General features: G+C 34.9%; 14 protein-coding genes. 2 read left to right on the top strand and 12 right to left on the bottom strand.

Translation table 11 applies throughout. The features are described 5' to 3' along the window. Positions 1-199: 199 nt before the first annotated feature. Positions 200-751, top strand: a complete 552-nt coding sequence (locus PF572_05260) for a hypothetical protein (GenBank protein MDA3840475.1) — start codon at positions 200-202, stop codon at positions 749-751. A gap of 68 nt (positions 752-819) precedes the next feature. Then, positions 820-2,889: an ATP-dependent DNA helicase RecG gene (recG, locus tag PF572_05255; GenBank protein ID MDA3840474.1), complete on the top strand. Its 2,070-nt coding sequence runs from the start codon at positions 820-822 to the stop codon at positions 2,887-2,889. Positions 2,890-2,989: 100 nt separating this feature from the next. Here recG and radA read toward each other — a convergent pair whose 3' ends face one another. The 12 genes from radA to PF572_05195 form a co-directional block, all read right to left on the bottom strand. Further along, positions 2,990-4,339, bottom strand: a complete 1,350-nt coding sequence (gene radA, locus PF572_05250) for a DNA repair protein RadA (GenBank protein ID MDA3840473.1) — start codon at positions 4,337-4,339, stop codon at positions 2,990-2,992. Continuing rightward, positions 4,332-5,072 (bottom strand): thioredoxin domain-containing protein, encoded by a 741-nt coding sequence (locus PF572_05245; GenBank protein MDA3840472.1) that lies wholly within the window; start codon positions 5,070-5,072, stop codon positions 4,332-4,334. The genes radA and PF572_05245 overlap by 8 nt, the downstream gene beginning before the upstream one ends. A gap of 30 nt (positions 5,073-5,102) precedes the next feature. Continuing rightward, the gene (locus PF572_05240) at positions 5,103-5,768 is read right to left on the bottom strand and encodes a hypothetical protein (protein MDA3840471.1); all 666 of its coding nucleotides are present in this window, start codon (positions 5,766-5,768) and stop codon (positions 5,103-5,105) included. Between the two features lie 34 nt (positions 5,769-5,802). Then, the gene (locus tag PF572_05235) at positions 5,803-7,686 is read right to left on the bottom strand and encodes a conjugal transfer protein TraC (GenBank protein MDA3840470.1); all 1,884 of its coding nucleotides are present in this window, start codon (positions 7,684-7,686) and stop codon (positions 5,803-5,805) included. A gap of 13 nt (positions 7,687-7,699) precedes the next feature. Further along, the gene (locus tag PF572_05230; GenBank protein ID MDA3840469.1) at positions 7,700-8,383 is read right to left on the bottom strand and encodes a hypothetical protein; all 684 of its coding nucleotides are present in this window, start codon (positions 8,381-8,383) and stop codon (positions 7,700-7,702) included. A gap of 1 nt (position 8,384) precedes the next feature. Then, positions 8,385-8,861, bottom strand: coding sequence for a PrgI family protein (locus PF572_05225; GenBank protein ID MDA3840468.1), 477 nt, complete (start codon positions 8,859-8,861; stop codon positions 8,385-8,387). 115 nt (positions 8,862-8,976) lie between these two features. Next, complete coding sequence (locus tag PF572_05220; protein ID MDA3840467.1) at positions 8,977-10,464, bottom strand: hypothetical protein; 1,488 nt, start codon at positions 10,462-10,464, stop codon at positions 8,977-8,979. 147 nt (positions 10,465-10,611) lie between these two features. Continuing rightward, positions 10,612-11,802 (bottom strand): hypothetical protein, encoded by a 1,191-nt coding sequence (locus PF572_05215; GenBank protein MDA3840466.1) that lies wholly within the window; start codon positions 11,800-11,802, stop codon positions 10,612-10,614. Between the two features lie 13 nt (positions 11,803-11,815). Next, positions 11,816-14,287 carry a hypothetical protein gene (locus PF572_05210; protein MDA3840465.1) on the bottom strand — a complete coding sequence of 824 codons (2,472 nt, stop codon included), beginning with the start codon at positions 14,285-14,287 and terminating at the stop codon, positions 11,816-11,818. A gap of 6 nt (positions 14,288-14,293) precedes the next feature. Continuing rightward, positions 14,294-14,878 (bottom strand): hypothetical protein, encoded by a 585-nt coding sequence (locus PF572_05205; protein ID MDA3840464.1) that lies wholly within the window; start codon positions 14,876-14,878, stop codon positions 14,294-14,296. Between the two features lies 1 nt (position 14,879). After that, positions 14,880-22,538: a hypothetical protein gene (locus tag PF572_05200; GenBank protein MDA3840463.1), complete on the bottom strand. Its 7,659-nt coding sequence runs from the start codon at positions 22,536-22,538 to the stop codon at positions 14,880-14,882. A 14-nt stretch (positions 22,539-22,552) separates the two neighbouring features. Next, positions 22,553-23,230 (bottom strand): hypothetical protein, encoded by a 678-nt coding sequence (locus tag PF572_05195; GenBank protein MDA3840462.1) that lies wholly within the window; start codon positions 23,228-23,230, stop codon positions 22,553-22,555. Positions 23,231-23,425 lie beyond the last annotated feature (195 nt).

Raw genomic sequence — 23,425 nt, 5'->3', positions numbered from 1 at the left:
CTATCAATATTATCATATTTTTCAGACATTTTAACCCCAATATCTATTTCCCACATTTTTCTATATCTTTTCTTCATATGAAAGCTTCATAGTGTCAACTGTAACATGGTCGAGTGCACCAAATTGACTCTATTGATTTTCTATGATAATGTTCTCAATTATTGTACATTAAAAACCGCCCTACATAAAAGGAGAAGTTATGGAAAAAATGAAAGTTTGTGTGGTTGAGATTGGTTTTGGAATTTTGTTTAGTGTAGAACTACCAATTGATCTTGAAAACATCTCTTTAACTTTAAAAAAAATTTCAAATTTTTCAGAATCATTAAAGGCACTTACTGCAAATAAAGACATTGAATCAACTTTTAATATTACTCAGGAAAGCAATCGCCTCCCGCTTGAAAAACCGAGGCCATTTATTGCCTGTTTTAACCTAAGGGTTTACCAAAAAAGCCCAAAAATGATTATTCCAAAATATACATCAAAAGAAGAAGTTGAAGCTCACCAAATATTTTGTGAGGAAGAACGTGAGGCTGCTATAGCCATTGTTTCAGAAATAACCATGAAAATGATCAAGTCAGTTGGCTTTCCTGATTTTTTTATTAAATATCCATGGGGTAATATTCATATCTTGCAAAGAATTTACCCTGAAATCCAAGAAATGGGAAAAGAAATTGATTATACTGACTATTCCGTAAACAATATTGGAACTACAAGCTGGCCACTTCAAAAAACATGGAGTAAAGCTCAATAATCTTACACACCCCAAACACTAATTTGGGGTTTTTTATTACTTATTTTATTATGTTACAATATAAATACATGGATTTAAATACAAATATTAAATTTTTGAATAGGGTTGGTGAAACCACTGCCAAAAGACTCGAAAGACTTGGAATAAAGACTATTGAGGATTTGTTATATTTCTTTCCTTTTAGGTATGATGATTATAGTGAAACCAAGAAAATATCTGATATCAGGCTGGGTGAGCTCGTGAACATAAGTGGAACGATAGAAATGATTCAATCTAAAAAAAGCCCAAGGAAAAAAATTAGTATTACTGAAGCTCTTGTTTCTGACGACAGTGAAAGTATAAAGGTAATTTGGTTTAACCAAGCATTTATTGGTAAAAACTTAAAAATTGGCGACAAGGTTTCTCTTTCTGGCAAAGTCGATGATGATTATGGATCATTTTTGATGAAATCTCCTGGCTACGAAAAGATTGGCAATTCAGATAATATTCATACTCAAGGGCTAGTTCCAATTTACCATTCTACATCCAATATTAGCCAAAAACAAATTAGATTTCTGATTAACGCTATTATAAAGTATACTCATCTCTTGGAGGATATTATTCCTGAAAATATATTATCTGAGTTTAATTTAGAAAGACTCGAACACGCAATAAATAAAATTCATTTTCCTGACACAAAAGAAGATATTGATACCGCTCAAAGGAGACTTGCTTTCAGTGAAATGTTTTTGGTCCAGCTTAGATCTCTAATCCTAAAAAGGACTCTCAAGGACAGAAAAGCCAACAAACTTAATTTTTTTGAGAAAGAAACCAAGGATTTTGTTGATGGACTTGAATTTCAACTAACGGATTCTCAACGAAAAACTTCATGGGAGATTATTGGTGATATACAAAATGAAACTCCAATGTCGAGGCTTCTCGAGGGTGATGTTGGAAGCGGGAAAACTGCCGTCGCCTCTCTTGCTCTCCTAAATTGTTTTTTAAATAAAAAACAATCCGCCTTTATGGTCCCAACTGAAATTTTAGCCCAGCAACACTTTCAAACTCTATCTAGCTTATTTGCAAAACAGAATATTAATATTGCGCTTGTTACAAGAACTAAATATTTTTTAGGAAAGGAAAAATCTACAAAAAAAATACTTTTAAGTAAAATCAAAAAGGGTGAAGTTGATTTAATAATTGGCACTCACTCTTTGATACAAGCTGATATAAGTTTCAAAAACCTATCTTTCGTTGTTGTGGATGAACAGCATCGTTTTGGCGTTGGGCAAAGACAAAAGATTCTTGAAAAAAGCGGTCTTCCCAAGAATTTTTCTCCTCATTTTCTGTCCATGACAGCTACTCCTATCCCCCGTTCTCTTGCCCTATCCATCTATGGAGATTTGGATATTTCAATTATTGATGAAATGCCAAAAAATAGATTAACAATTATTACAAAAATAATTAATGACAAGAATCAGGGAAATCTCTATGATTTCATAAGAAAGGAAATAAAAAAAGGAAGACAAGCCTTTGTGGTTTGTCCCTTAATTGATATTTCTGATAAACTCGGGCTTAAGTCTGTCACCGAGGAGTATGAAAAATTGAACAAAAATATTTTCCCTGACCTAAATATTGAAATGCTCCATGGTAAGTTAAAAAGTGATGATAAAAAAAATGTAATGGATAAATTTGTAAATAAAGAAATTGATATTTTGGTTTCAACCTCCGTGATTGAGGTTGGGATAGATATACCGAATGCAAGTATTATATTGATTGAAGAAGCTGATAGGTTTGGGCTATCTCAATTACACCAATTCAGAGGAAGAGTTGGCAGAGGAGAACATCAGTCATATTGTTTTCTTTCCTCAGATAATAGATCAGACAACACACGGGAAAGACTAGAGGCAATGGAGAAATATAACAACGGATTTGAATTATCAAAAATTGATCTTAAACTTCGAGGCCCTGGAGAGTTCTACGGAACAATTCAAAAAGGTTTTCCAGAATTAAAGATAGCCACCCTATTTGATTACGAGCTCATAAAACAAACAAGAAAAAAGGCCTCTGAAATTCTAGAGACCAATCCAAGCCTTGATAATTACCCAATTTTAGCAAAAAAAGTGGCCGATTTTAATAAGAATATTCACTTGGAATAAAAAAAACATATACACACCTCCCCGCTTCGCGGTACTCCTCTACCCCAGAGCACCCTCTCTTGCTTCGCAATTCACCTTGTCAAGAGGAGAATAAAAATTATTAAATATTTTTAATTGCTTCAGGTAAATTTTTAACACGTACGAGTAATAATTTTTTATTGCTTGTTTTCATATCAGGAATTATTGCTTTCTCAAAACCTAGTTTTTCTGCTTCTTTGAGTCTGGCGTCAATATGCGAAACGTTTCTAACCTCCCCTCCGAGACCAACTTCTCCCAATATTATTGTCTTTTGTTTTAAAGATTTATCCAGAAAAGATGAGGCAATAGAAAGACATACTGCTAAATCAAGAGCTGGGTCATTTATTTTGATACCACCTACTGAATTCAGAATAATGTCTTGATTGAATAAATTTATTGAAGTTCTCTTTGAAAGTACTGCGGAGAGGACTTGAAGACGATTCAGGTCAAATCCAGATGACTTTCTTTGAGGATATCCAAACATTGTTTTTGAGACAAGCGCCTGAATTTCAACCAAGAAGGAGCGTGTTCCTTCAATAAGAGAACTGACAACTGAACCTGGGAATGTCTCAAGTTCATCATTTATAAAAACAGAAGAAGGATTTTTAACTTCAGTAAAACCATCTTCCTTCATTTCAAATATTCCTATCTCGTTTGTAGAACCAAATCTGTTTTTTGTTGTCCTCATCATCCTATACATTTGAGAATTATCAGTTTCAAGATAAACAACGACATCAACCATGTGCTCTAAAGTTTTTGGACCAGCAACATTACCATCTTTTGTAATATGCCCGACTAAGATAACTGAAATACCTGTTTCCTTAGAAAGTTCCATAAATTTGGATGTACAAGCTCTAATTTGGGTCACACTCCCCGATTCCGATGGAATCATTGAGGAATAAATAGTCTGGATAGAATCAACTACTACAAATGAAGGTTTTATTTCTTTTATGGCCGAGATTATTTTCTCAAGATTTGTATCACCAACAAATTTTATATCAACTAGATCACATTTCAATCTAACAAATCTATCTTTAACTTGGTTTGATGATTCCTCCCCACTAATATAGAGAACAGTTGCTTTATTTTTCTTCGCCAAGGAGTCTGAAATTTGAGTTAATAGCGTTGATTTTCCAATTCCTGGTTCACCCGCAAAGAGTACTAATGAACCTGAAACCAAACCACCGCCAAAAACTCTATCAACTTCTGATATGCCGACTTCACTTCTTACTACTTTTTCTTTTTGTAAATTATTAAAATCGACAACCACTGCAGGACTTATTTTTTCAGTTTCCTTTTTCTCTATTGTTTTTCTGTCTTGAAGTTCTTTTTTTAGACTACTCCAAGATCCACACTCTAAACAACGCCCACTCCATTTAGGATGTTGGGCGCCACATTTTTCACAGACATATATTTCTGATATTTTAGTCATCTTTTAGTTCATTTTCTATAATCATAGAGAATTCTTCCTCACTAACACTTCCAATGAATTCTTTATCATTTATGTAAACGTTAGGGACTCCAATAATTCCAATAGCATTCGCTTCCTCTATGTTACTTAAGATTAAAGGGAGTGCCTTTTTTTCATTGAAACATGTTTTAAAACTATCTATGTCCAGGTCTAGTCTGTTTGCAATCTTAAATATCCCCTCTTCATTTAGACCAGTGTTGTTTGCAAAAAGACTATCATGAAACTCCCAAAATTTGTCTTGGTTTTGGGCACACCTAGCAGAGAGAGATGCCTTGAAAGAAAGAGAATCAATATTTGATTCTGGATAATCTTTCCAAATATATCTTACACTACCACTATATTTTTTTAAAACATTTTTTATAATTTGCTCTTGTTCGAGACAATAACGACAAGTAAAATCTGAATATACAATTATTTTCACTGGAGCATCAAAGTCACCAAGATATGGATCGAAATTTGAAATTATAGGACCATTAATCGAATTTTTGAATCCGCTTGCTTTTGTTAAGTATGGGTCATCGTAGTTAATATTTTCGTTATAATATACTTCCTCTATAGCATATACTTTTTTGTCTGCTTGAGTGTAATGTATTCTAGAACTTAAAAACAAGTACAAGAAACTAACCACTGCAAAAGCAGACAGTGAGAATGTAATAAAAACAAATGATGATATTTTAATATTTTCTTTTTGCATATTTAAATAATAATTGTAAAATTTAGTCTATTACCTCCAGTTAGCGCTATCAACTTTCCAAAAACCTTTTTCAAGAACGAATTTTACCAGCACTTCTTGATAAAAAGAATTATCCTCAGAAAGAGTTCCTCCGCTTTCTCTTCTTAATGAATTAACCAATATACTGGCTTCCCCTGTTCCTACGTCTATTGTTTCAATTTTTTGAGATATAGATTTTGTAGTAATGCCGTAGTAAACACTAATATCTCTGTCTATATTATTCTTTTTAAGAAAATCATCAGCCCATATTTTCATATTATTGCTCATGTATATTTTCAAATCACTAACATTAGAAAAGTTAGACTGATTTGAATATGAACCAAACCTTTCAATAAAAAGTGAAGCTGTTCTTTTTAGTTGTTCCTCTGTCATTGAGCTTTCATTTACCTCCTGCTCTTCCTTACCACTTATAACAACAGTTTTCTTTTGAAGTTCTATTATTTTTTCTACACTGCCATTTTCGGTTTTAATTGGGATATTATATGAATTTTTATTCTCAATAGTTACTGGTGTTGTTTTTTTCTCTTCCTCTTTCTGGATTATTATCACTGGTTCATCTGGAACATAATACATCTGTCTATAGACATAATAAGCACCTCCAAAAAGACCAGCTAAGCCTAGGACTATTATTAGAATTCCTACAATTTTTGTATTCATATAATGATATTATAAACTATTTTAAGAATTTTTTCTATCTTGTATCATATTCGTCAGCCACGGACTCATCAAACTCCTTTTTAGAGTCTTCTATCTGCAAAAGTTGCCTTGGATCTGAGGTTATTAGTTGATCTTCTGTGTAGGAGGCCACGACCTTAATTGCAGCGTGTTTGGAGCCAGCGAAAAAGATTCCCTCACCTAAGCCACATTCTAAAAGTAAATATTTTTCACCTTCTGTTAGGTTGAAAGTCTTTTGGACCAAATCAATGCCAGCCGTAGACTGTTTTAGAAGAAGTTGCAGGGATGAATTTGTTACGATAGCTCGGCCGTAAGGTGATGTCAAAAAGTCATTTACATCCTGTGTAATTGTGGTAACCCCGAGATAATATTTACGACATCTTTTCACAAGTGCAAAAATAAATTTGGCACTATCTTCGTGTTGCATTAACCACCAGGCTTCATCGATAACGAGAATTCTCTTTTTCATTTCCGATCTAACAACATTCCAAATATAGTTAATAACCATATAAATAGCTATTGGCCTCAATTCATCCTCTAAGTCACGTACAGAAAAACAAACTAGATTATTATCCATTTCTACATTGGTTGGACTATTAAAAAGGCCTGAAAATGTTCCTTCTGTATATTTCTTTAGTCGAAGTGCTAAACTTCCCCCACCTTCCATTCCTTCCAAAATATCTTGAAAATCCTGCATAATAGGTGGCTCAATTTCTGCCAAATCACTATCGGCTGTAATATCTTTTTTGGCATATGTTTCAAGAAGAGCTCTATCAATGATAGAATCCTCTTCATGCGTCATATCACCAAGCATAAGTCTAATAAGACCTTTAACTGTAATAACAGCACTTCTAATAATGTCTCCTGCTTTTGAATCACCCCCGATAGACCTTGGCAAATCAAAAGGATTAATTTTATTTTCTGATGAGAGTGATAAGTTAATATAGGTTCCACCAACCGCATCAGACAAATATTTATATTCAAATTCGGGGTCAATAATCATAACATCTGTTCCAAGCATTAGACTACGCAAAACCTCTAATTTAATAGCATAACTTTTACCAGCACCGGAAGTCGCGAATACGACAGTATTGGCATTTTGCAAGCTAAATCTATCAAATAAAATTAGACTATTGTTATGTCTATTTATTCCGTAAAGAATGCCATTGTCGCTAGTTAATTCTGATGAAATAAAAGGAAATGAAGAAGCGATTGGAGATGAGTTCATATTAAAGGCAATATACAATTCATCATTGCCAAGAGGCATGGTAGAATTGAATCCTTGCTCAGCTTGATAAAAAACTCTCCTAGAATAAACCAACCTAGAACCAAAGATATCTTCAACCTCATCACTCATTCTGTCTAACTCTTTTTTTGTGTCGGCATAGATTGTGACGTAAAGAGCAAATTGAAAAAACTTTTCAATTCCCTGAGTAAGGGCATCTCTCAGGGCTTCAATATCACGCAAAGCGGTTTCTCTTAGAGGGTCCCGAGCTGCTCCTTTTTCTGCATCTGAAATGATTTGAGCCTCTAGGGCACCAACTTTATTTTTTAATTGTTTTAAAACCATAGTGCTCCCCACCGGATAGAAAAACATCGAAACATCAAATGTAGAGTTGAGGTTAATGATAGGGGCAAACCAACCAACACTAATATATCTCGGATATGTAATAACAAAAATAGTCCTAACATACTTATCACCCAATTTTAAATATCCAGGGTTGACCTGAAAACTAGCTGGGGCAATAAGGTCTTTTATGGATAGGGAACCACGCCTGTATTCCTTCTCTTCTTCAATATACTCTTTTGTGACTTCAGCAAGACTTCTTTCACGAATAGTATATTCATCTACTTTTTTCTTATCACTATCTAGATTATTTGATTTTTTAAAATTAACCATATTAAATCACGCTTTATTTATTTACTCTTAGTTTATCAACATCAACCAATTTTTCATTTGCTGAAGTTATTGGGTTGTAGGTATTATAATAAAGTTCTATCAAGCTCTGGGTATCAAGCTGGACTGAACTAAGACCCATTGAATTCAAGCCACTTATGACGTTGTCAACTCTTCTCATAATTTCTTTTTTTCTGTTCACAAATACTTTTTCTTTCATTTTGATTGTTGTATCTGGTCTCAGTAAATCAAAGAGTCTTGGGAAAAATCCCTTCTGTTTATCAGACAAAGGGTTGTATGGAATGACTATATAAAATCTTTTGTTCATTATTTTACTCATTGCAACCAATTCTTGAATGTAGGAAATATAGTCCCCTGTTTGCATTTTCAATAATTCATTCGTTTGCTCTTTTTCTTTTTCTTTTAATCTAAGGATATAATCTTCTATATTTAACTCTCTAGATTGAATTATTATCTGCAATGGAAAGCTAATATTGTTTAGGAAACTAACATAAGAACCGATAATAGCATTTTGTTCATCTTCACTTTTTAGAGCAAAATTAATACTAGAAATTAATAAAACAACTCTCATAGTTCCATCACGCATAACAACAATATCTTCCTTGATTTCACCTATGTCTATATATTTTTGAGTTGCTGCTCCAACTTTTGATCTTGCCAATTTTCCTTTATTTGTCATATTATAATATTTCGTTCATTTTGTTTTTTAGACTCTCACCGAGATTAATATTTTCTTTTAGTTCTTCGTGCCTAAATTTGCCTTGAGTATCAACTATGAGAGATAGTTCGGCCAAACGAGATGATGTATACTGTCTTTTTCTAATTCTTTTTGTTTCAATTTTTTGACTAATTATTTCTTCTTTTACTTCACCACTTGGAATATTTTTCCAAACTCGAAGGCTTGCTTTCAGAAGAGTTTGAATAAAATTTAAAACAAAAAAATGAAATGGTCTACCAGCTACTTTAAAAAAGGCAAAAAGAATCATGTTTACTAAAATAAAAACACCAACGGTCAATAGATAAAGTAAACTAAAAAACTTAAAAATAACAAACAGCATCAAAGATCCTGCAAGGATAATAACAAATTGCCTTACGGTTATAGGACCGAAAATTTTATCTTCTACATCGATAAATTGTGGGACTGTAAACTGTTGCATAAAAAATTTATTTGCTTATTCTAACTTTTTGTTTTTATCTAAACTTATTTTTTTTCATAAGATACTACTTAAGAGAGCTTGCCCTCCGAATCCGCCAGCTGGCGGAGTAGGGGGTCTAGTATCTAATTTCTCTATTTAGGTTTAATATTGCTTCAAATTCATCCTCTCTTAAGGTGTCCTGACCACTAATATTTTTGTCGTGAATTATTTCATTGACGGGTTTTTTTTGTCCAATACTTCTTCGGCCAATTTCAATATATTCATTATTTATTCTACTTTCTCGCCAAGCCCTGATTCCTTCTAGTCTCTTTCTAAAACCATCTTCTTCAAGCAATCCAATCTTCTCTTTTATTTTGGCGGCAGCTCTCATGGGATCGGGATCGAGTCTTCTAAAGTCTACGATATTCATATGTCTAAGTTCATCAATTGGACCCGATAGTTTTGGAACAACCTTTACATCCTCTACTTTTTTTCTGCCAGTTTCTGGGGCTGATATTCTTGATTTAAACTTACCATCTGTTCCAGCAATACGATCATCTAGGTTTTTATTTTCTATCTTTATAGGTGCCTTCATCGGAGTCTGCCCCTTTAACTCACCAACTGGTAGGGTTGGGGCTTTGATATCGGTTGATTTTATTTGTTCTCCATTTTTTGCCACAGGGACTGGAATAGGTAATCCCTTTGAGTCAAGCATTGGCACTGGTTTTTCCAGTGATGCCTGTCCTGCGAAGCCACCGGGTGGCTGGGTGGTGGGGGTTTTTTTCGGCATTGAAGATAAGTCATACTCCATATCTCTCTGCGGCTCTATTCCTTTTATTTCCATTTTTTTTCTGAAATTATCAACATCATTCTTCTTTTCTGGAATGCCACCGCCTGTATTCCCCTCTAAACTATCATCTTTCAATTTTATTTCCGGTAATTTTTGTTCTGCTTTTTTATTTCTTTTATCTAGTGATTTCAAAACCTCTTCTGCTCGCTCATTACTCATACCGAGACCACCTTTATCGACATCCTTGCTGAGAGTAATTTTTATATCTATTTTATTTCTAACTCCACGGGCATAAGTTTTCAAAACTTTTACAAAACGCTCTGAAAGATCTCCAGAACTAAAACTAACACCTGTTTCAAATACAACCTCATCAACAATGCTGTTTATTCTTTCATCATTAACCTCTTTCACTTCGTCTTTTGGTCCTAGTGTTTTTGTTAACTGTAAAACCTCTTCTTCATCTTCTGAAGAGAAAAAGAAATTTGATGTTTTTACTTTATTTACTATCTGACCTGGCTTTTGTTCAACGCCCAACAAATCTCTTTTTGTTTTTGTTTCAAAACCAAGGTAATCAGCAGAGACAAAAAGAACCTTTTCTTTCATTTCTTCCACAAGCGTTTCTGCTTTTTTTCCGTCTAGTCTATATTCAAAAACAAAATATTGAGCCAAGTCTAGAATAGAAATATCTTTGACCATCACCTTCATCACAACAGCAGCCAGACTAATGTCATATTTTTCTTCTAATTCTTTAATCGCAGCCAAAATAGAAGGATCTGACATTTTATCCTTTAGATATTGAGGTAGTGAATTAAATTTATTTAAATAATCTAGCATGGAGTTAGTTAAAAGATAAAAGTATAAAGTTAAAAGTTATGGTTATATATAATTGTTTGTCATTGCGAGGAATGGAGTGTCAACGGAATTACGTGGCAATCTCTGGAGATTACTTCGTCACTATCGTTCCTCGTAATGACATTTTTTTTATTTATTGTGTTCAATTTTATGAAGCTCTTCTTCAATTGCCTTTCTCTCAAGACTCCCTTCTGCAAACTTTGTTGCCATAAAACGAAGTTCTTCTACTTTTTTCTCATGCTTAATTTCTTCATCAATTGCTAATTTCTCCAAACTGTTATCTTTAAAATCCTTAGATTCTTCTTTCATTATTTCAATATTTCTTTCTGCTGTTGTTTTTGGAGTTCCAATTGTTCTACGTTTATCTTTTTTATCCTTAATTTCCTGCGACGGAATAATTTCCCAATCTTCTTCTCGTAATCCTTTTTGACTGCTCGGGTAAAACTTTAGATTTCTATAAAGTTGTAACAATTTACTTAATAAAACCCTTTCATTAGTATAGAGATTTTTTGTATTATCTGTTTTGGTTAAATATTCCATTAAAACAACATCTGAAAACATTGTTGTTCCATTCTTTTTTATAAAATCTTTTAACCAGTTTCCAATTGTTGGCTTTGTAACATGACCAACTAATTTAAATTTTGAAGCAGTTATTGCTTCATTGTTGTCATAAAGACTATCCTCGAGATCTCGCTTAAACTTAGGATCATCTGTAATTAATTCAAGAAGTGTTAAATTATAGTCTTCTAAGATATCCTTGTCTGCACTAACGAGCAATGGCCTGACTGTTGTCTTAAAAACTTTTAAACTGTCAATTTTTTCTTTCTTAGGATCAAATTCAATATTACTAATTTTCTTTTCTTGATTTTTTTCTTCCACCTCTATTTCAATCCCTAAAATCTTATTAATATCAACTTCCTCTCCACGAGATTCTTTCTCTACTGCCTCTTGTGTAAATATAATAAATTTTTCGTAATCATCCATGTTCCCTCCAAGGCTATGAAAAAAATAATCAAAATCTTCGTTTTTAAGATAATCTTTTATAGGTAATATTCTCATCCCAACTAAATCTATGGCTAACTTTTTAGCGACTGGCTCTTCAATTTTAAAATTATTAGTTATTTCAACCAATAACTCTTCTAGCCCTATTTCTTTAAAATAAACCTTACTCAAGGTGTCGGCAATAAGATAGTATCGGCTATCAAGAATATTATTCTTTTTATAGATATAATATTCTATTCTATCGCCAACATTAAGAAGCAATATGTCCTGTATATTTTGAGGTAGTTTTTTTAATTTTTCTTTATACGTTGTGTTCATTTTTAAAATTAAATTAATCTTCTCTTCCAAGGTTAGACCCATCAGTATGTCCCTGAGAACTATTTTGGTTAACTGCATTATTTGTCCTGCTTCTCTCCTTTACTAATTTTTCTAAATATTTTATTGTCTGCATGTCCTTTCCTTCAGTTCTGTCCATGATTTCTAGATGCTTTGATGTTGTCTTATTAGATAAAACTTGATTAACATTCATTATATACTCCGACTGCAGCTCTGTGTCAATATTTTTATTAACGCCGTTAGACCCCGCCGTAATACTGTCAAACTTAATTTTAGCCCTATCTCCAGTCGCCATTCCTCCTATGAGACTTTCTACTCCTTTCTCCATCTGCTCTTTTGTGCTAACTCCCTTAAGTGCTGCACTTAAATCACCAGTAACTGCAACCATTGCTTCTCTAACTGGCTCTATCAGGCCCTTACCATTTATTGCATTTGGAATTTTTTCCATATTCCCCTTAAGTCCTGTAACGATTGAGTCTTTAATATCATCGTCGTGATCAGCTGCCTTTTTAATCTTCTTTACAAAACTTGATCCTGTAGCATCTTCAAAAGTTTTCATGGCTACTTCGTCACTATAGAAACTCTTATCCATAATTTCGTCAGTTTTCCCTCTCTTAATTGCCTTCTTAAGTTTTTCTTGCCCTTCAGCACTATTGCCATACAAATTGTGTGCATGTTTTTTAACCAATGAATCATCGAATTTCTTTTGAAGAATCTGATTCCCACCTAAAAGATCTCTCATTTCTTTCACTTCTTCATGACTCTTCCCTCCAATGAAATCCGCATCTAAACCAAGAGCTAAGGCTGCTCCCTTCCTTTGATCTTCTGATAATGCTTTATCTTTTGCTCTCTTGTGTAGCATTTCCTCTGATGTCCCTGATTGTTTTAGTTTTGCTGCCTCTTCATCAATCTTCTTGTCTTCAGCTGCTCTCTTTGCCGCCCAAGCATTACTGTTCGCAGAATAAGATCCTTCATACATCTTTGCAGAACCATCTTTCATTTCTTTTATCTTCTTTCCACCATCCAGTGTTGTGGTGAACCCATTTTGTTCATGATATTTATGCTTTTTACCGGTAGCATCTTCATATTCCAATTTAGCAAAAGCAGCTGTTCTCTCCTGACTTCCTTCCGCAAATTTTTCGGCTTCTTTTTTAGCCGTATAAAATTTGTACATTCTTTCCTTGTTTTCTCTTCTCTGTTTAAACTTATTAGTGATTGGTTTTAGCATTGCGAGGTTTGCGGTCTTTTGCATTCCTGTCCCAATAAGACCTCCCTCCATTCCTCTGGCACTTCCTAAATTTCTATCCAGCCCACGAGCAAGCCCCAGGCTAGTCCTTCCTGTAGCCTTCCCTGCTCTTGCTGCCCCTGACCCTGCCTTGTTTAATGCAAAAGATTTGCCTTTATTTATAGCGCCCATTCCCTTACTAGCTATGCCACCAGCTGCGCCACCAGCTTGAGAAGTTATAATTAAACCTCCCATAAGCATTCCAATCGCTAGAACATAATGAAGAAACATGTCTGGACATACAGCCTCTAATACGCCGAAGCATGCTTTCGGATTAAATGAGGACTTTTCAAAACCGCTCGACGTAATTAATGCCAACCAAAAAAAGAACATTAATATTGGCCCCGTTATAACTTGTTTTATAAATTCATCCCACCAACGAGTTGAATATTTTTGACCGCCGGGGAAAGCTGCTAAAAGGAATGCCAAAGGAGATAAAACGACATAAATCCAAAGCATAACGGTTCTTACAACCAAGACAGCAAGAAAAACACCTAAAACCACAGTTGCTATAATCAAAAAAATTGTCCCCAAAAAAAGACCCAATAAAGTACTGTTAAAATCAACTTCACCATCAAAATCCAAGACTTGTTCAGTAAGTGCTAAAGTAAAATATTTTTGAATACCCATAGCATCGATAATAGACCCACCTGTTGTCCCTATGGCCGAAACAAAAGTCAACATAAAAACTTGCGAAAAATCTATAATAAGCCCAGCGATTGTTCTAGAAAAGTTAATCAACACGGCCATTATAAGAAGTTTTGGAAGCCATTTTTTCATATTATAGCTCTCTATTCGGAGAATGGTGGCAAAAGCAATGACAAGTAATATGAGAATAAAAAACATATTACAAAAATCTCTGATAACAGCCCAGGCCATGACAATGCTAGGTTCATTAATGAAATTATTATATGAGGCTATAGTAATTAATGTTTCAATTACCAATACATTTATCGTCCCAACGAGAAGAATCAAAAGCTGAAGAAAAAAACCAATAACCAAGAGAACTATTCTCTGTATCGCGTCACCAAGGGCATCAAAGGGGCTCCAAATATCACTCCAAGAAAGTGCAGCATTTGCGCCATGCGCATCTCCCAAAACTCCAACAAAAACCAAAAGAACAATGCTTAACAAAAGTGTTGATTTCTTTTTATTTATTTTTAGATTTTTTAGGAAATTCATAAATTTCTATATTGTTAGCATTTGTTCGTCTAATACTCTAATATCTTCTTTCAATTTAGTTACTTTTTTATTCATTCTTAGTTTTAACATGATTGTTAACAAGGTATATGTTGGGAAAATATTAATAAAGGGAATTAGTTCTACTATTGGTGCAAATATAAATCTTTTCATTGCAAGTCTTTTAATGAAGTTTCCCTTCCTCATAAAAAACACTAAAAATATGATTGGGGTAATAATCCAGGTAGTAATATAGCTAGCCAAGCCTCCTGTTGCAAAATCTGAAAAATCTTTAATAATGCTTATCGTTAAAACCGTAAAAAATGAAGCACCGTCAAACCTTGTTTCAGTTATTTTGCTTCTTAAATGAAACCCCATTTTTATTCCCCATTTAAGTGCTTCTTTCTTGGAAAAAAGTTTTCTAGCATTATTAATTTCTTCAGATATATCCCAATTTTCTTCCATCTTCCTATCTAACCCCTCCCCCCATTGTTCATCGCTGCTATCATTTTTATTGGAAAGAGCTTTTTGTTTTTGGCCTCTTAAAATAGCTGCATCAACCGAATTATTTCTACTTGTATATTCTTCTGCCATCTTAGTTTTGATTAACTGTAATTGGGTTTGCTAGTACTTCCCAAATAGTACAATCATTAGGGGCTAATCCATCATTACACCAATCCCAATTATCTTTTATTCTCACTCTTGGCCTTACTGTACAGATGCCTGAAACACTGCAATCGACATTTCCTACACCGCTATTATACATAAACACCAAATTCCAATAACTATACAAATGATAAAGAGAATGAGGGTTTTCTGGGCTTGGTCTGTCTCTCATTTTAACACTTGTGACAGAGGTAATATCTCCATCACCCCAGTCAATGTGATAGGCGACTAAAGGTAACTGTTGACTATCGACATTTGTATTGAATGTTAAATTGATAAACGAATCACCCTGAATAGTTAGAGGTGTAGCTATCCCATTAACCATGATATTTGAAACTTCTGGAACAATAGCACACCAATCACATGGATCTACAGGGACACCTGTGTCATTGGCAGGGCAAATACATCCAAAATCTGTACAATCTTCTCTGTAGTCATTACCTTGGCAAATTTGAGTTGGCGGTTCCCAGCCTAGTGTTGTTTTTTCATAATTGGTTCCATTCCATTCCCATGTACCATAACTCTCAGCAAAAATTCTTTTAACTAAAGTGGTGTAATCAAGCCCGTAATCACCCAAAGTTAGGTGATCGTTATATGAATAAGGAATAATTCCTCCATCATCTAAGACATAATCACAATTTGTTGGCTCCCCTCCTGGGTTTGTACAATCATAAATCTGCCCAGCATTTGGAGCACTTCCTGTGTCGGTAAATTCCAATCTTTGAATAAGTGGCTCGTTAGGATCTCCGTCCCAAGATTCTGGACTATTAACTGGCAATGGCGGATTTATAGAACCAAAAGGTGTATCATCATATTGATATACATAATTAACAATTGGAACAGTATATTCACTTCCTTCAAAAACACGACCTGACCAAAACTTATTTACTCCAACCTCTGTAACGGTTTTTGCTATTTTGGTTGTGTAGATAGTTGATCTAAAAAGTTCTTCGTTTATTATGCAAGAAGTAGCTCCATCGCATAAATAAGTAGCGTATGGATTTGAAGCCTGAATATTAATGTTTCGTCCGTAGTAATTCCATAAACTGCCATTGTACTCATACCATCCATCACTTGAATGAGTAGCATTGGAATCTGAAGTAAGAGAGTCTGGACTTCCGTCGGTGTTTATTCTATCAGGAGCGCTGCCTGGGAAACACCAAACTCGAGTGTCTGTATGAGAACAAAGAGTCCCGCAACAACCATGATCTGTGGTATATCTTCCATTATACCCAGGAGGACAAGCCGGGTCTCCGCCACAAAACATTCCCATATAAACTGCATGTCTATATTCATAAGTCCTTTCAGCTACACCTTCCGTAGAATAATAAACAGGAACTTTACCGAGATATCCTCTTCCTTCATCGTCACCATCTCCATCAACTTTATCAACAGGGAACCAAAGTAGACAAGCATTTTCAGAGCCGGGGTATCTATCATATTCTAGACAATAACCAAGCCAACCTTTTTTGTTTATTCCTGAATCATCAAAATATTCACAAGTCAATGAATCATCTTCAGGATAAAGTCTACAAGTTTGTTCAACTTTATCATTACTCTTTATAGCCAGGGACGGTCTTATCTTAATGGCATCTACATAGACATTACCACCGTCATTATTGCTACCTAAAAGTTGTATTTTTATTCTATAAGTGTTGGCTCCTGTCGTGAAGTCAGCTTCATATGTTTCCCAATCTGCTCCCTGGGTAACGCTTATTAGATCACTATGGGCTAATTCATTTTCATTTATATCAAAATATATAATTCTTAGGGTCATTTGGCCTATTGTATTATTGTTATTGTTCATATTTTTTGTATTAACCATAGCACTGACAACATAGTCGATATTAGGATTGACTTCAATAAACTCAGAAAGAGGTGCTCTGCCAACTAAGTCACCCATATATTTCAAAAAGCTTCTTCCTTCAGCTGGGTAGTTAATATTCTCAATTTGAGCCTCATAGGGGTTGTTTATAACTGCAAAATAATTTCTATTCCAATCACCATCGGCAGTTATCCATCCTGATGGCTGAAAATTCTCATCATAAATTTCAAAGCCTCCGTTGCCAAAATTTGCTACTTGACCAACTTGAAGCATGGTCCCGACTGGATAATAATCCTGGTCGAAAGAACTAAATTGATGGCCTATTTTGCTGTAACCAGAAGCATTGGCAATATCTCCAACGTTAACTGAAACATTAAGAGTTTGATCGACCATGTCCTTTATTACAAAACTGCTACAATTACCATTTTCATCTAAATCATTACAATGACTAACATCGTAGCAGACATTATTTCCTTCGTTGTTCTTCACATAACTCTTGCAAGCAAGCCATTCACCACATTCTCTGTCTGGCTCAACCTCTAATATTCTATTAGCATCGTTTTCACCTAGGGCGCCCGAGACAGGGACTATACCATTGCCATCTTCAAACGTTTCATCAGCGTCCCAATTTAAACTCTTTAAACCTCCACTGACCACTTCTCTTTCATTAAATAAAACGCAACCTTCTTCAAAATTAATAAGACCGTTACATTTATTTTCGGTGGAGAAATTATCTATTTTATAATCGACAACGGCCTCTCTTAAACTAACTGTGCTTGGATTGGCGGGAGTATTATCACTAACATTGATATCTACAGAAAAATTAGCAGTGGTTATGGTGTAGAAAAGTCTACTGTGTCTCTCCCCGGCCAATGAGTCTACATATATATCATTAGTACCTAACAAGTTATTGCTATCATCTAGTTCGTATATAGTGTCAGGTGAACTTAAATGAGCATTATTAGCCTCACTAACACTAAGTACGTAGAGAGTAAATGGTTTTAAGAAAGTACTCTGCATCCCCAATTCCCAACCATCAGCCACAGCGTTTGCATCATAATTTCTACTAAAATCAGAATTAAACAAGTGTTCTGGAGAAAATTTGGACATAGGATCGATATACTCAGTACACCCAGATTCTCCCGCTGGACACAAACCTGCCCAGAAACCGTCAATATTGTCCGTTGGTTGTTGTACTCCATTTACTAATCCACCCTTACCCATAGTTTTTAACTGATCTGTAGGACAATCATAAGAATTGCTATCAATAATACATCCTCCTGTTCCCGTGCAATCACTATCATCAAAACACAGATCATTCTCTAGAATAACGCAGAGAGGAGATAAGCAGGCAGTGTTAGGGGCGTTGGTGTTTATTATTCCATCGTCATTGTCATCACATCTGTTAACTGGCGCTTTATACCACATCCATTGACTGTCTGCGATATCTGGAATTTGTCTCCATTCACAAATCTGATTACCAGGATCTTTGAAATAAGTTAAACCTTCATTTGTTGACCATTCCTTGCATTCTGTGTCGGTAGCTGAACAAATTGTTGTTTCGTATTCGTCTGGATTGTTTTTGATATAAAAATCTTGAGTTAATTTTTGATTTTCATATGTTGTAGCCTTCCCCATTCTTTGGCAACCTTCATTTACTGAATCACAAAGTTTTTCTTCGTCATAAACTGCATAAATGTATTCGTCAGCTGGAACATTTACCTGTGGAACCGTTGCTCCTCCTGGTAATATTTCAGCATCAAAATTATCAGAATTTTGAGTATCTATCATTACTTCACAACCAACCGCTGACTCTTGGCAAAGATTTGTAAACTTTCTTAAACTATATGCTTTGTTGTCTTTGTCTGTATATTGATCACAGAATAATGAATACAAGGGAGTATCAACATCCGCCAAAATATCCCAGTTACAAATATCACGGCCATTGACCTCAGGCATTACCCAAGAATTTTTTATTAAATAATATCTATCTCGAATATTTGTTAAACGAATATCATCAATATAATAATCACCTGTTGCTGTAATCACTAGTCTTTCTCCACTTTCAATCTCGTGATTAAGTGTTAATAAATTTATTTCATAAATTCCCCATTCATCAGCTTCCAAATTAACTGGTTGTGAAAAAGGGGTAGATGTTGGAGATGTATTTTCAAAACTAAAATCTAGAGTAAGGGCAGCTCCATCTCCCTTGGCCAGGAAGCTAAGAACATAAGCATCCCCCTCTTTTAGATTATGTCCAAGTTCATAACTCACATCGGTGGTTCCTGGTACAAATAAAGAATTTCCTCCAACCATTAAAGATTCGTTGGTAACACCTATCCCCGCGCCTACCCAGCCCTGAACAGCCCCTTCAAAATCAGCATTCAGAATAGTTCTCACATTGCTTCCTGAATTACCTCCATATTCTCGACAACCAGCTTGCGGGGCAGAACAGGTTTCTCCCTCATCTGGGACTGCCATGTAGATGCAAGCATTATGTTGTGTATTCCAGACACCTCCATTTATACAATTAACACAATAATTTTGATCTGTATCAAAATCGTAACCGAGACCTAGACATGCAGGTTGAGTATAGTCTAATCCAGTTGGGTCTTTAACAACATTATCTTCTGTTCTCCTATATGGGTGACAATTATCGGAACAAGTGACAGTCCTTGAATAAAGATGATAGTAAACCTGACCAGTGGTAGCATAATATTCGCGGCAATCTGGATTGTAAAGTGGGCTAGTTGAACTAGCATAATAAATCGCTTCATAACACTCAGCAGCATCATTTGTTGTAACATCCGGTTCAGTCCCGGTTGGATCGTTTTGTAAGCTAAATACTTTTAGCTGATATCCCGTTTCTTTTGAACCTTCCCACGTATAGTATTCCCCGCAATCAGCTAAGGGGTCACTTGGTTTAATACATTGTTTTAATTCAGTATAATATTCTAATTCCTCACCTTCTTCTTCAATCTTGTCTAGGTTTGTGAATTCATCACATCCTGCATATTGAGCTGAACAAGACTCGGCTGTATTTGGAATAAAGAATTGATCTTGCAAGGAGTCAAAAGATGATTCTGATTGAATAAAAGCATCATAACCAACACAAACATCTGGGCAATAATCCTGAGCAGTAACTTTTGCCGGCACACTAATATTATCTTTTATCGAAGTATATAAATTACAACCGACCTCTTCAACATTACACATCCTTGAGAAATTATCACATTCCAGAGGTCTAGCGTCCAATAAACGATAGTCTGGGGTAGGTGCAAAAGGATTCTCATAGCAATCAGTATATAAATATTCTGGGATAAGTTTTTCATAAACTACTCCCGTGTCCATATAAGAAGAATATCTTGTAGCAGAACTTCCCTTTTCTAATTTAATAGAATCGATAAGACAGGCACCAGCGCTTGGAACATTAAAAGTAATTTCTACTAAATTTGAATTATAAGCTATAGGTGGGCCGGTTGGGAATGAATATGAAACTCTAGATACAGACCACTCATTGGTACTTCCAATGCTTGTTGTTGCAAATCCTGATCCAGCAATAATTCCTTCTCCACCAAAAGTCATAATAGTGTCCGTTCCACAATCTTTTGCATAAACTGAGAGAACATAAGTATCACCAGCAGCAAAATAACCAGCAGGGCCTACTTCTACCTGTCTTGAAATAGTATTTAATTGCAGAGACATATATCCATCCAGAGAATCAACAGATTCTAATCCCAGAGTTCCCCAATATTCAAAATCATTAAGAGCAACGGTGTCTTCAAAACTAGAATTAGGTAATAAATTGGCACCCATTCCCTCTTTTGTTCTTATTAATTGAGTGCAACCCTCATCGCCATCAGAACATTCAGAAACGTCGTTATCAAAATATAGGACAGGATCAGTTGCTGGATTAGTACTCCAAGTAACATTATTGGTAGTTGAGTCATAAGCAGAAGCGCTTGTAAAATATTCTGCACATCCGGCATTATCAACACTACAATCAGCAAGATCAAGCGTATTTTCTAAATAACTAACCTTGGAGCCATCACTAGCCATGAAGGTTTGGCAAGTGTTATATTTTGGCTCACAAGAGTCCGTCCCAAAATTCCATCTTCTTTTCTCTTCTGTGCAATATCCATAAATATTACAAGATCCATCATCTTCTTCGTCAATACATGTTTGTTCATCAGCACAATAAGTATCATTTCTGGATATGCTTAATTCACTTTTTTCTTTTTCACCTGAAACACTTTGATGTAGAATTTCTGGTCCAGAACCTTCTTTCTTACAATAATTTAGAGGAGCCTTTAAGACCCAGTCTGGATCAACAAGACCTTCTAGTCCTAAACAACTCGCTGGAGAAGTTGGACTATATGGTCCGTAATCATCATTTGAGCTATAACAATTTATCGCGTCTTCAATACTATAAGTTTGACTTGCATTTTCCTTTATATACTCAGCCGCTAGTTCCCAGCCAACAGGAATTATTCTAAACTTTCTCAAAATCAACATTGAACGATAAGGATATCCTTCAATATAGGCAGGCTCTAGTCCATCGGCCTTAAAACCAAAAACACCATCAGCAAACAAATATCCACCCTTCAATGCCTCTCCAACGGTTAATTTCTCTTCAACTGCATTTCTAAATTTATCTGTTATTACACAATTAGTTGGACCTGCCTTATTTGGGTTAGGACACATTGTGAGTTCAGCTAAAATATTATAATCACCACGAATAGAAAAATTAGAATTCATAACCTGAGTTAATTGTCCTTCAACCCCAGAAATACCAGCATTATTTGGACCAGCTTCAAAAGCCGTTAAGCTTGACCAATCGTAAGGGCTAGTAGAATTTCCGGCTCCTTCACCCAGCTTTCTCATAGCAGTTTGAAAAGCTGTTATAGCTAATTGATTTAAAAATACATTAGAAGCATCAACTAAAGCATCTCCAGTAAAGTCTCCGAAATTACCAGTATAAAGATCTTGAGCTGCCTGGAGTTCCCTTTTGGCAGAACCAGGAGCGCCTTCTCTATCACCAGCTAAATTAGTAACATCAATCCATCCCTCTGATTCAGTTCTACTTAATTCCCCTAATTTTTCAGTTTTATCAACAGTCCCAATGATATTGGCGTGCATAGTGAATGCTTGAAGTAAATCATTTCCACCTGGGTCAAACATGCTTTTGAACCTATACAAAAAATCTTGTCTTGTAAGCTCATTCTCCCAATTTCCTTTCATTTCCGTAAAAGTACAAACAGGTTTTGAAGGTCTATACTGCTCTTTAAGGCCCATCCCAATTTTTATCTGAACATCTAGATTTGGTTGACAAAGATTAAAAGTACCATAGAAACCTGGGTCTCTTCCTAGCTTTTCAATAAACTCTCCGGCTGCCTCATCACCAATATTTCCTAAATAAGTCCCCCAGCCTTCAGTTATAAATAATGGGTTTTGTCCTCTTCCTCCAGAACCAATATAAGTCGCTGTGTCATAAGCTATTTTATTTAAAGAATTTCTCAGAGCAGAAGATAAGGCCTTGGAACCACTTTTTTGTAAAGCTAATTTAAAATCCTCCCAAGCTTCTTGCCATGACCACTCTGCTTTATCCCCCGATGTATTACTATCAATTGCCCTATCAGTACCAGGGGCATTAATAATGATTCGTGGATCTGCATTCACTCTAAAAAATGGGAAGATAGCCAAAAGAAATAAAACAAATATTAAACTTAAACTAATTTTTTTGCTTTTTCTAAAAAAATTCATATATTTATATAAAATTATTGTAATATTTCTTTATAACTACTTAACAAATCTTCATCTGAAATAGCTTCTAGTAGTGTTTTGTCCATCCCGGCATCCAAAAGCATTTCTCTTAAAGTGCTTGCATCACTACCACCCTCCAAAACTTCTGAAAGATTATTTTCGTCAATTTCTTCCTCTGACTGCAGATTAATATTTTCATCAATAAACTGATTCAACTCTACTTCATTCTTTTTATTTTGCTCTTCCTCTTGCAATACGTCCCCTAAACAAGTTTCACCTTCCTTACATGTTGGATTAGTGCCATTATTTACTTCTTCACTATCTGAAACACCATCACTGTCACTATCTTCCAAATAGGGAGAAGTGTCATATAAATTCTCTTCTTCCCAATCGGTTAGTCCGTCCCCATCACTGTCGACATTGATTTTATCCTCTTCTTGATATATCTCGGCTGGAATATCAGTAGACACCTCTGGATTTAAGGGATTATTTATCCTATTCTTAGTAGTTATTCCCCAGGTAATAAATAAAATAATACTAAAAAAAGCCAAAAAAATTACAGCAATTTTCCGGCTTTTATCTAATTGACCAAAGGCTGTTCCCACCTCATGGTAGGCAGACTTTTTCTGTTTTTCATTAAGTGATAAACTTTCATTTTCATCAAAAGCATTATCCCTGTTTATATCTTGCATGGGGATATATATAAGATATTTCTAATTTAAAAACTTATCAACATTATAACATGTTTCCAATAAATATTCCAAATTATGTGCTAGTCCACCTCATATTGGAAACCATATTATTATTTAGCAAGTAATCCACAGGAGACATTAAGTTAAGGCTCCAGTGGTATCTCTTGGTGTTGTACCACAATATCCATTCTAACA

The sequence above is a fragment of the Patescibacteria group bacterium genome, assembly GCA_027858235.1.
GTDB lineage: Bacteria > Patescibacteriota > Patescibacteriia > Patescibacteriales > BM507 > BM507.
The sequence above is the reverse complement of the archived record's forward strand: the minus strand, read 5'-3'. Positions and strand labels throughout refer to the sequence as shown.

Excerpts from the sequence above, each read along its gene's own strand:
- PF572_05260 (MDA3840475.1), top strand. The coding sequence starts at position 200 with ATGGAAAAAATGAAAGTTTGTGTGGTTGAGATTGGTTTTGGAATTTTG.
- recG (MDA3840474.1), top strand. The coding sequence starts at position 820 with ATGGATTTAAATACAAATATTAAATTTTTGAATAGGGTTGGTGAAACC.
- radA (MDA3840473.1), bottom strand. The coding sequence starts at position 4,339 with ATGACTAAAATATCAGAAATATATGTCTGTGAAAAATGTGGCGCCCAA.
- PF572_05245 (MDA3840472.1), bottom strand. The coding sequence starts at position 5,072 with ATGCAAAAAGAAAATATTAAAATATCATCATTTGTTTTTATTACATTC.
- PF572_05240 (MDA3840471.1), bottom strand. The coding sequence starts at position 5,768 with ATGAATACAAAAATTGTAGGAATTCTAATAATAGTCCTAGGCTTAGCT.
- PF572_05235 (MDA3840470.1), bottom strand. The coding sequence starts at position 7,686 with ATGGTTAATTTTAAAAAATCAAATAATCTAGATAGTGATAAGAAAAAA.
- PF572_05230 (MDA3840469.1), bottom strand. The coding sequence starts at position 8,383 with ATGACAAATAAAGGAAAATTGGCAAGATCAAAAGTTGGAGCAGCAACT.
- PF572_05225 (MDA3840468.1), bottom strand. The coding sequence starts at position 8,861 with ATGCAACAGTTTACAGTCCCACAATTTATCGATGTAGAAGATAAAATT.
- PF572_05220 (MDA3840467.1), bottom strand. The coding sequence starts at position 10,464 with ATGCTAGATTATTTAAATAAATTTAATTCACTACCTCAATATCTAAAG.
- PF572_05215 (MDA3840466.1), bottom strand. The coding sequence starts at position 11,802 with ATGAACACAACGTATAAAGAAAAATTAAAAAAACTACCTCAAAATATA.
- PF572_05210 (MDA3840465.1), bottom strand. The coding sequence starts at position 14,287 with ATGAATTTCCTAAAAAATCTAAAAATAAATAAAAAGAAATCAACACTT.
- PF572_05205 (MDA3840464.1), bottom strand. The coding sequence starts at position 14,878 with ATGGCAGAAGAATATACAAGTAGAAATAATTCGGTTGATGCAGCTATT.
- PF572_05200 (MDA3840463.1), bottom strand. The coding sequence starts at position 22,538 with ATGAATTTTTTTAGAAAAAGCAAAAAAATTAGTTTAAGTTTAATATTT.
- PF572_05195 (MDA3840462.1), bottom strand. The coding sequence starts at position 23,230 with ATGCAAGATATAAACAGGGATAATGCTTTTGATGAAAATGAAAGTTTA.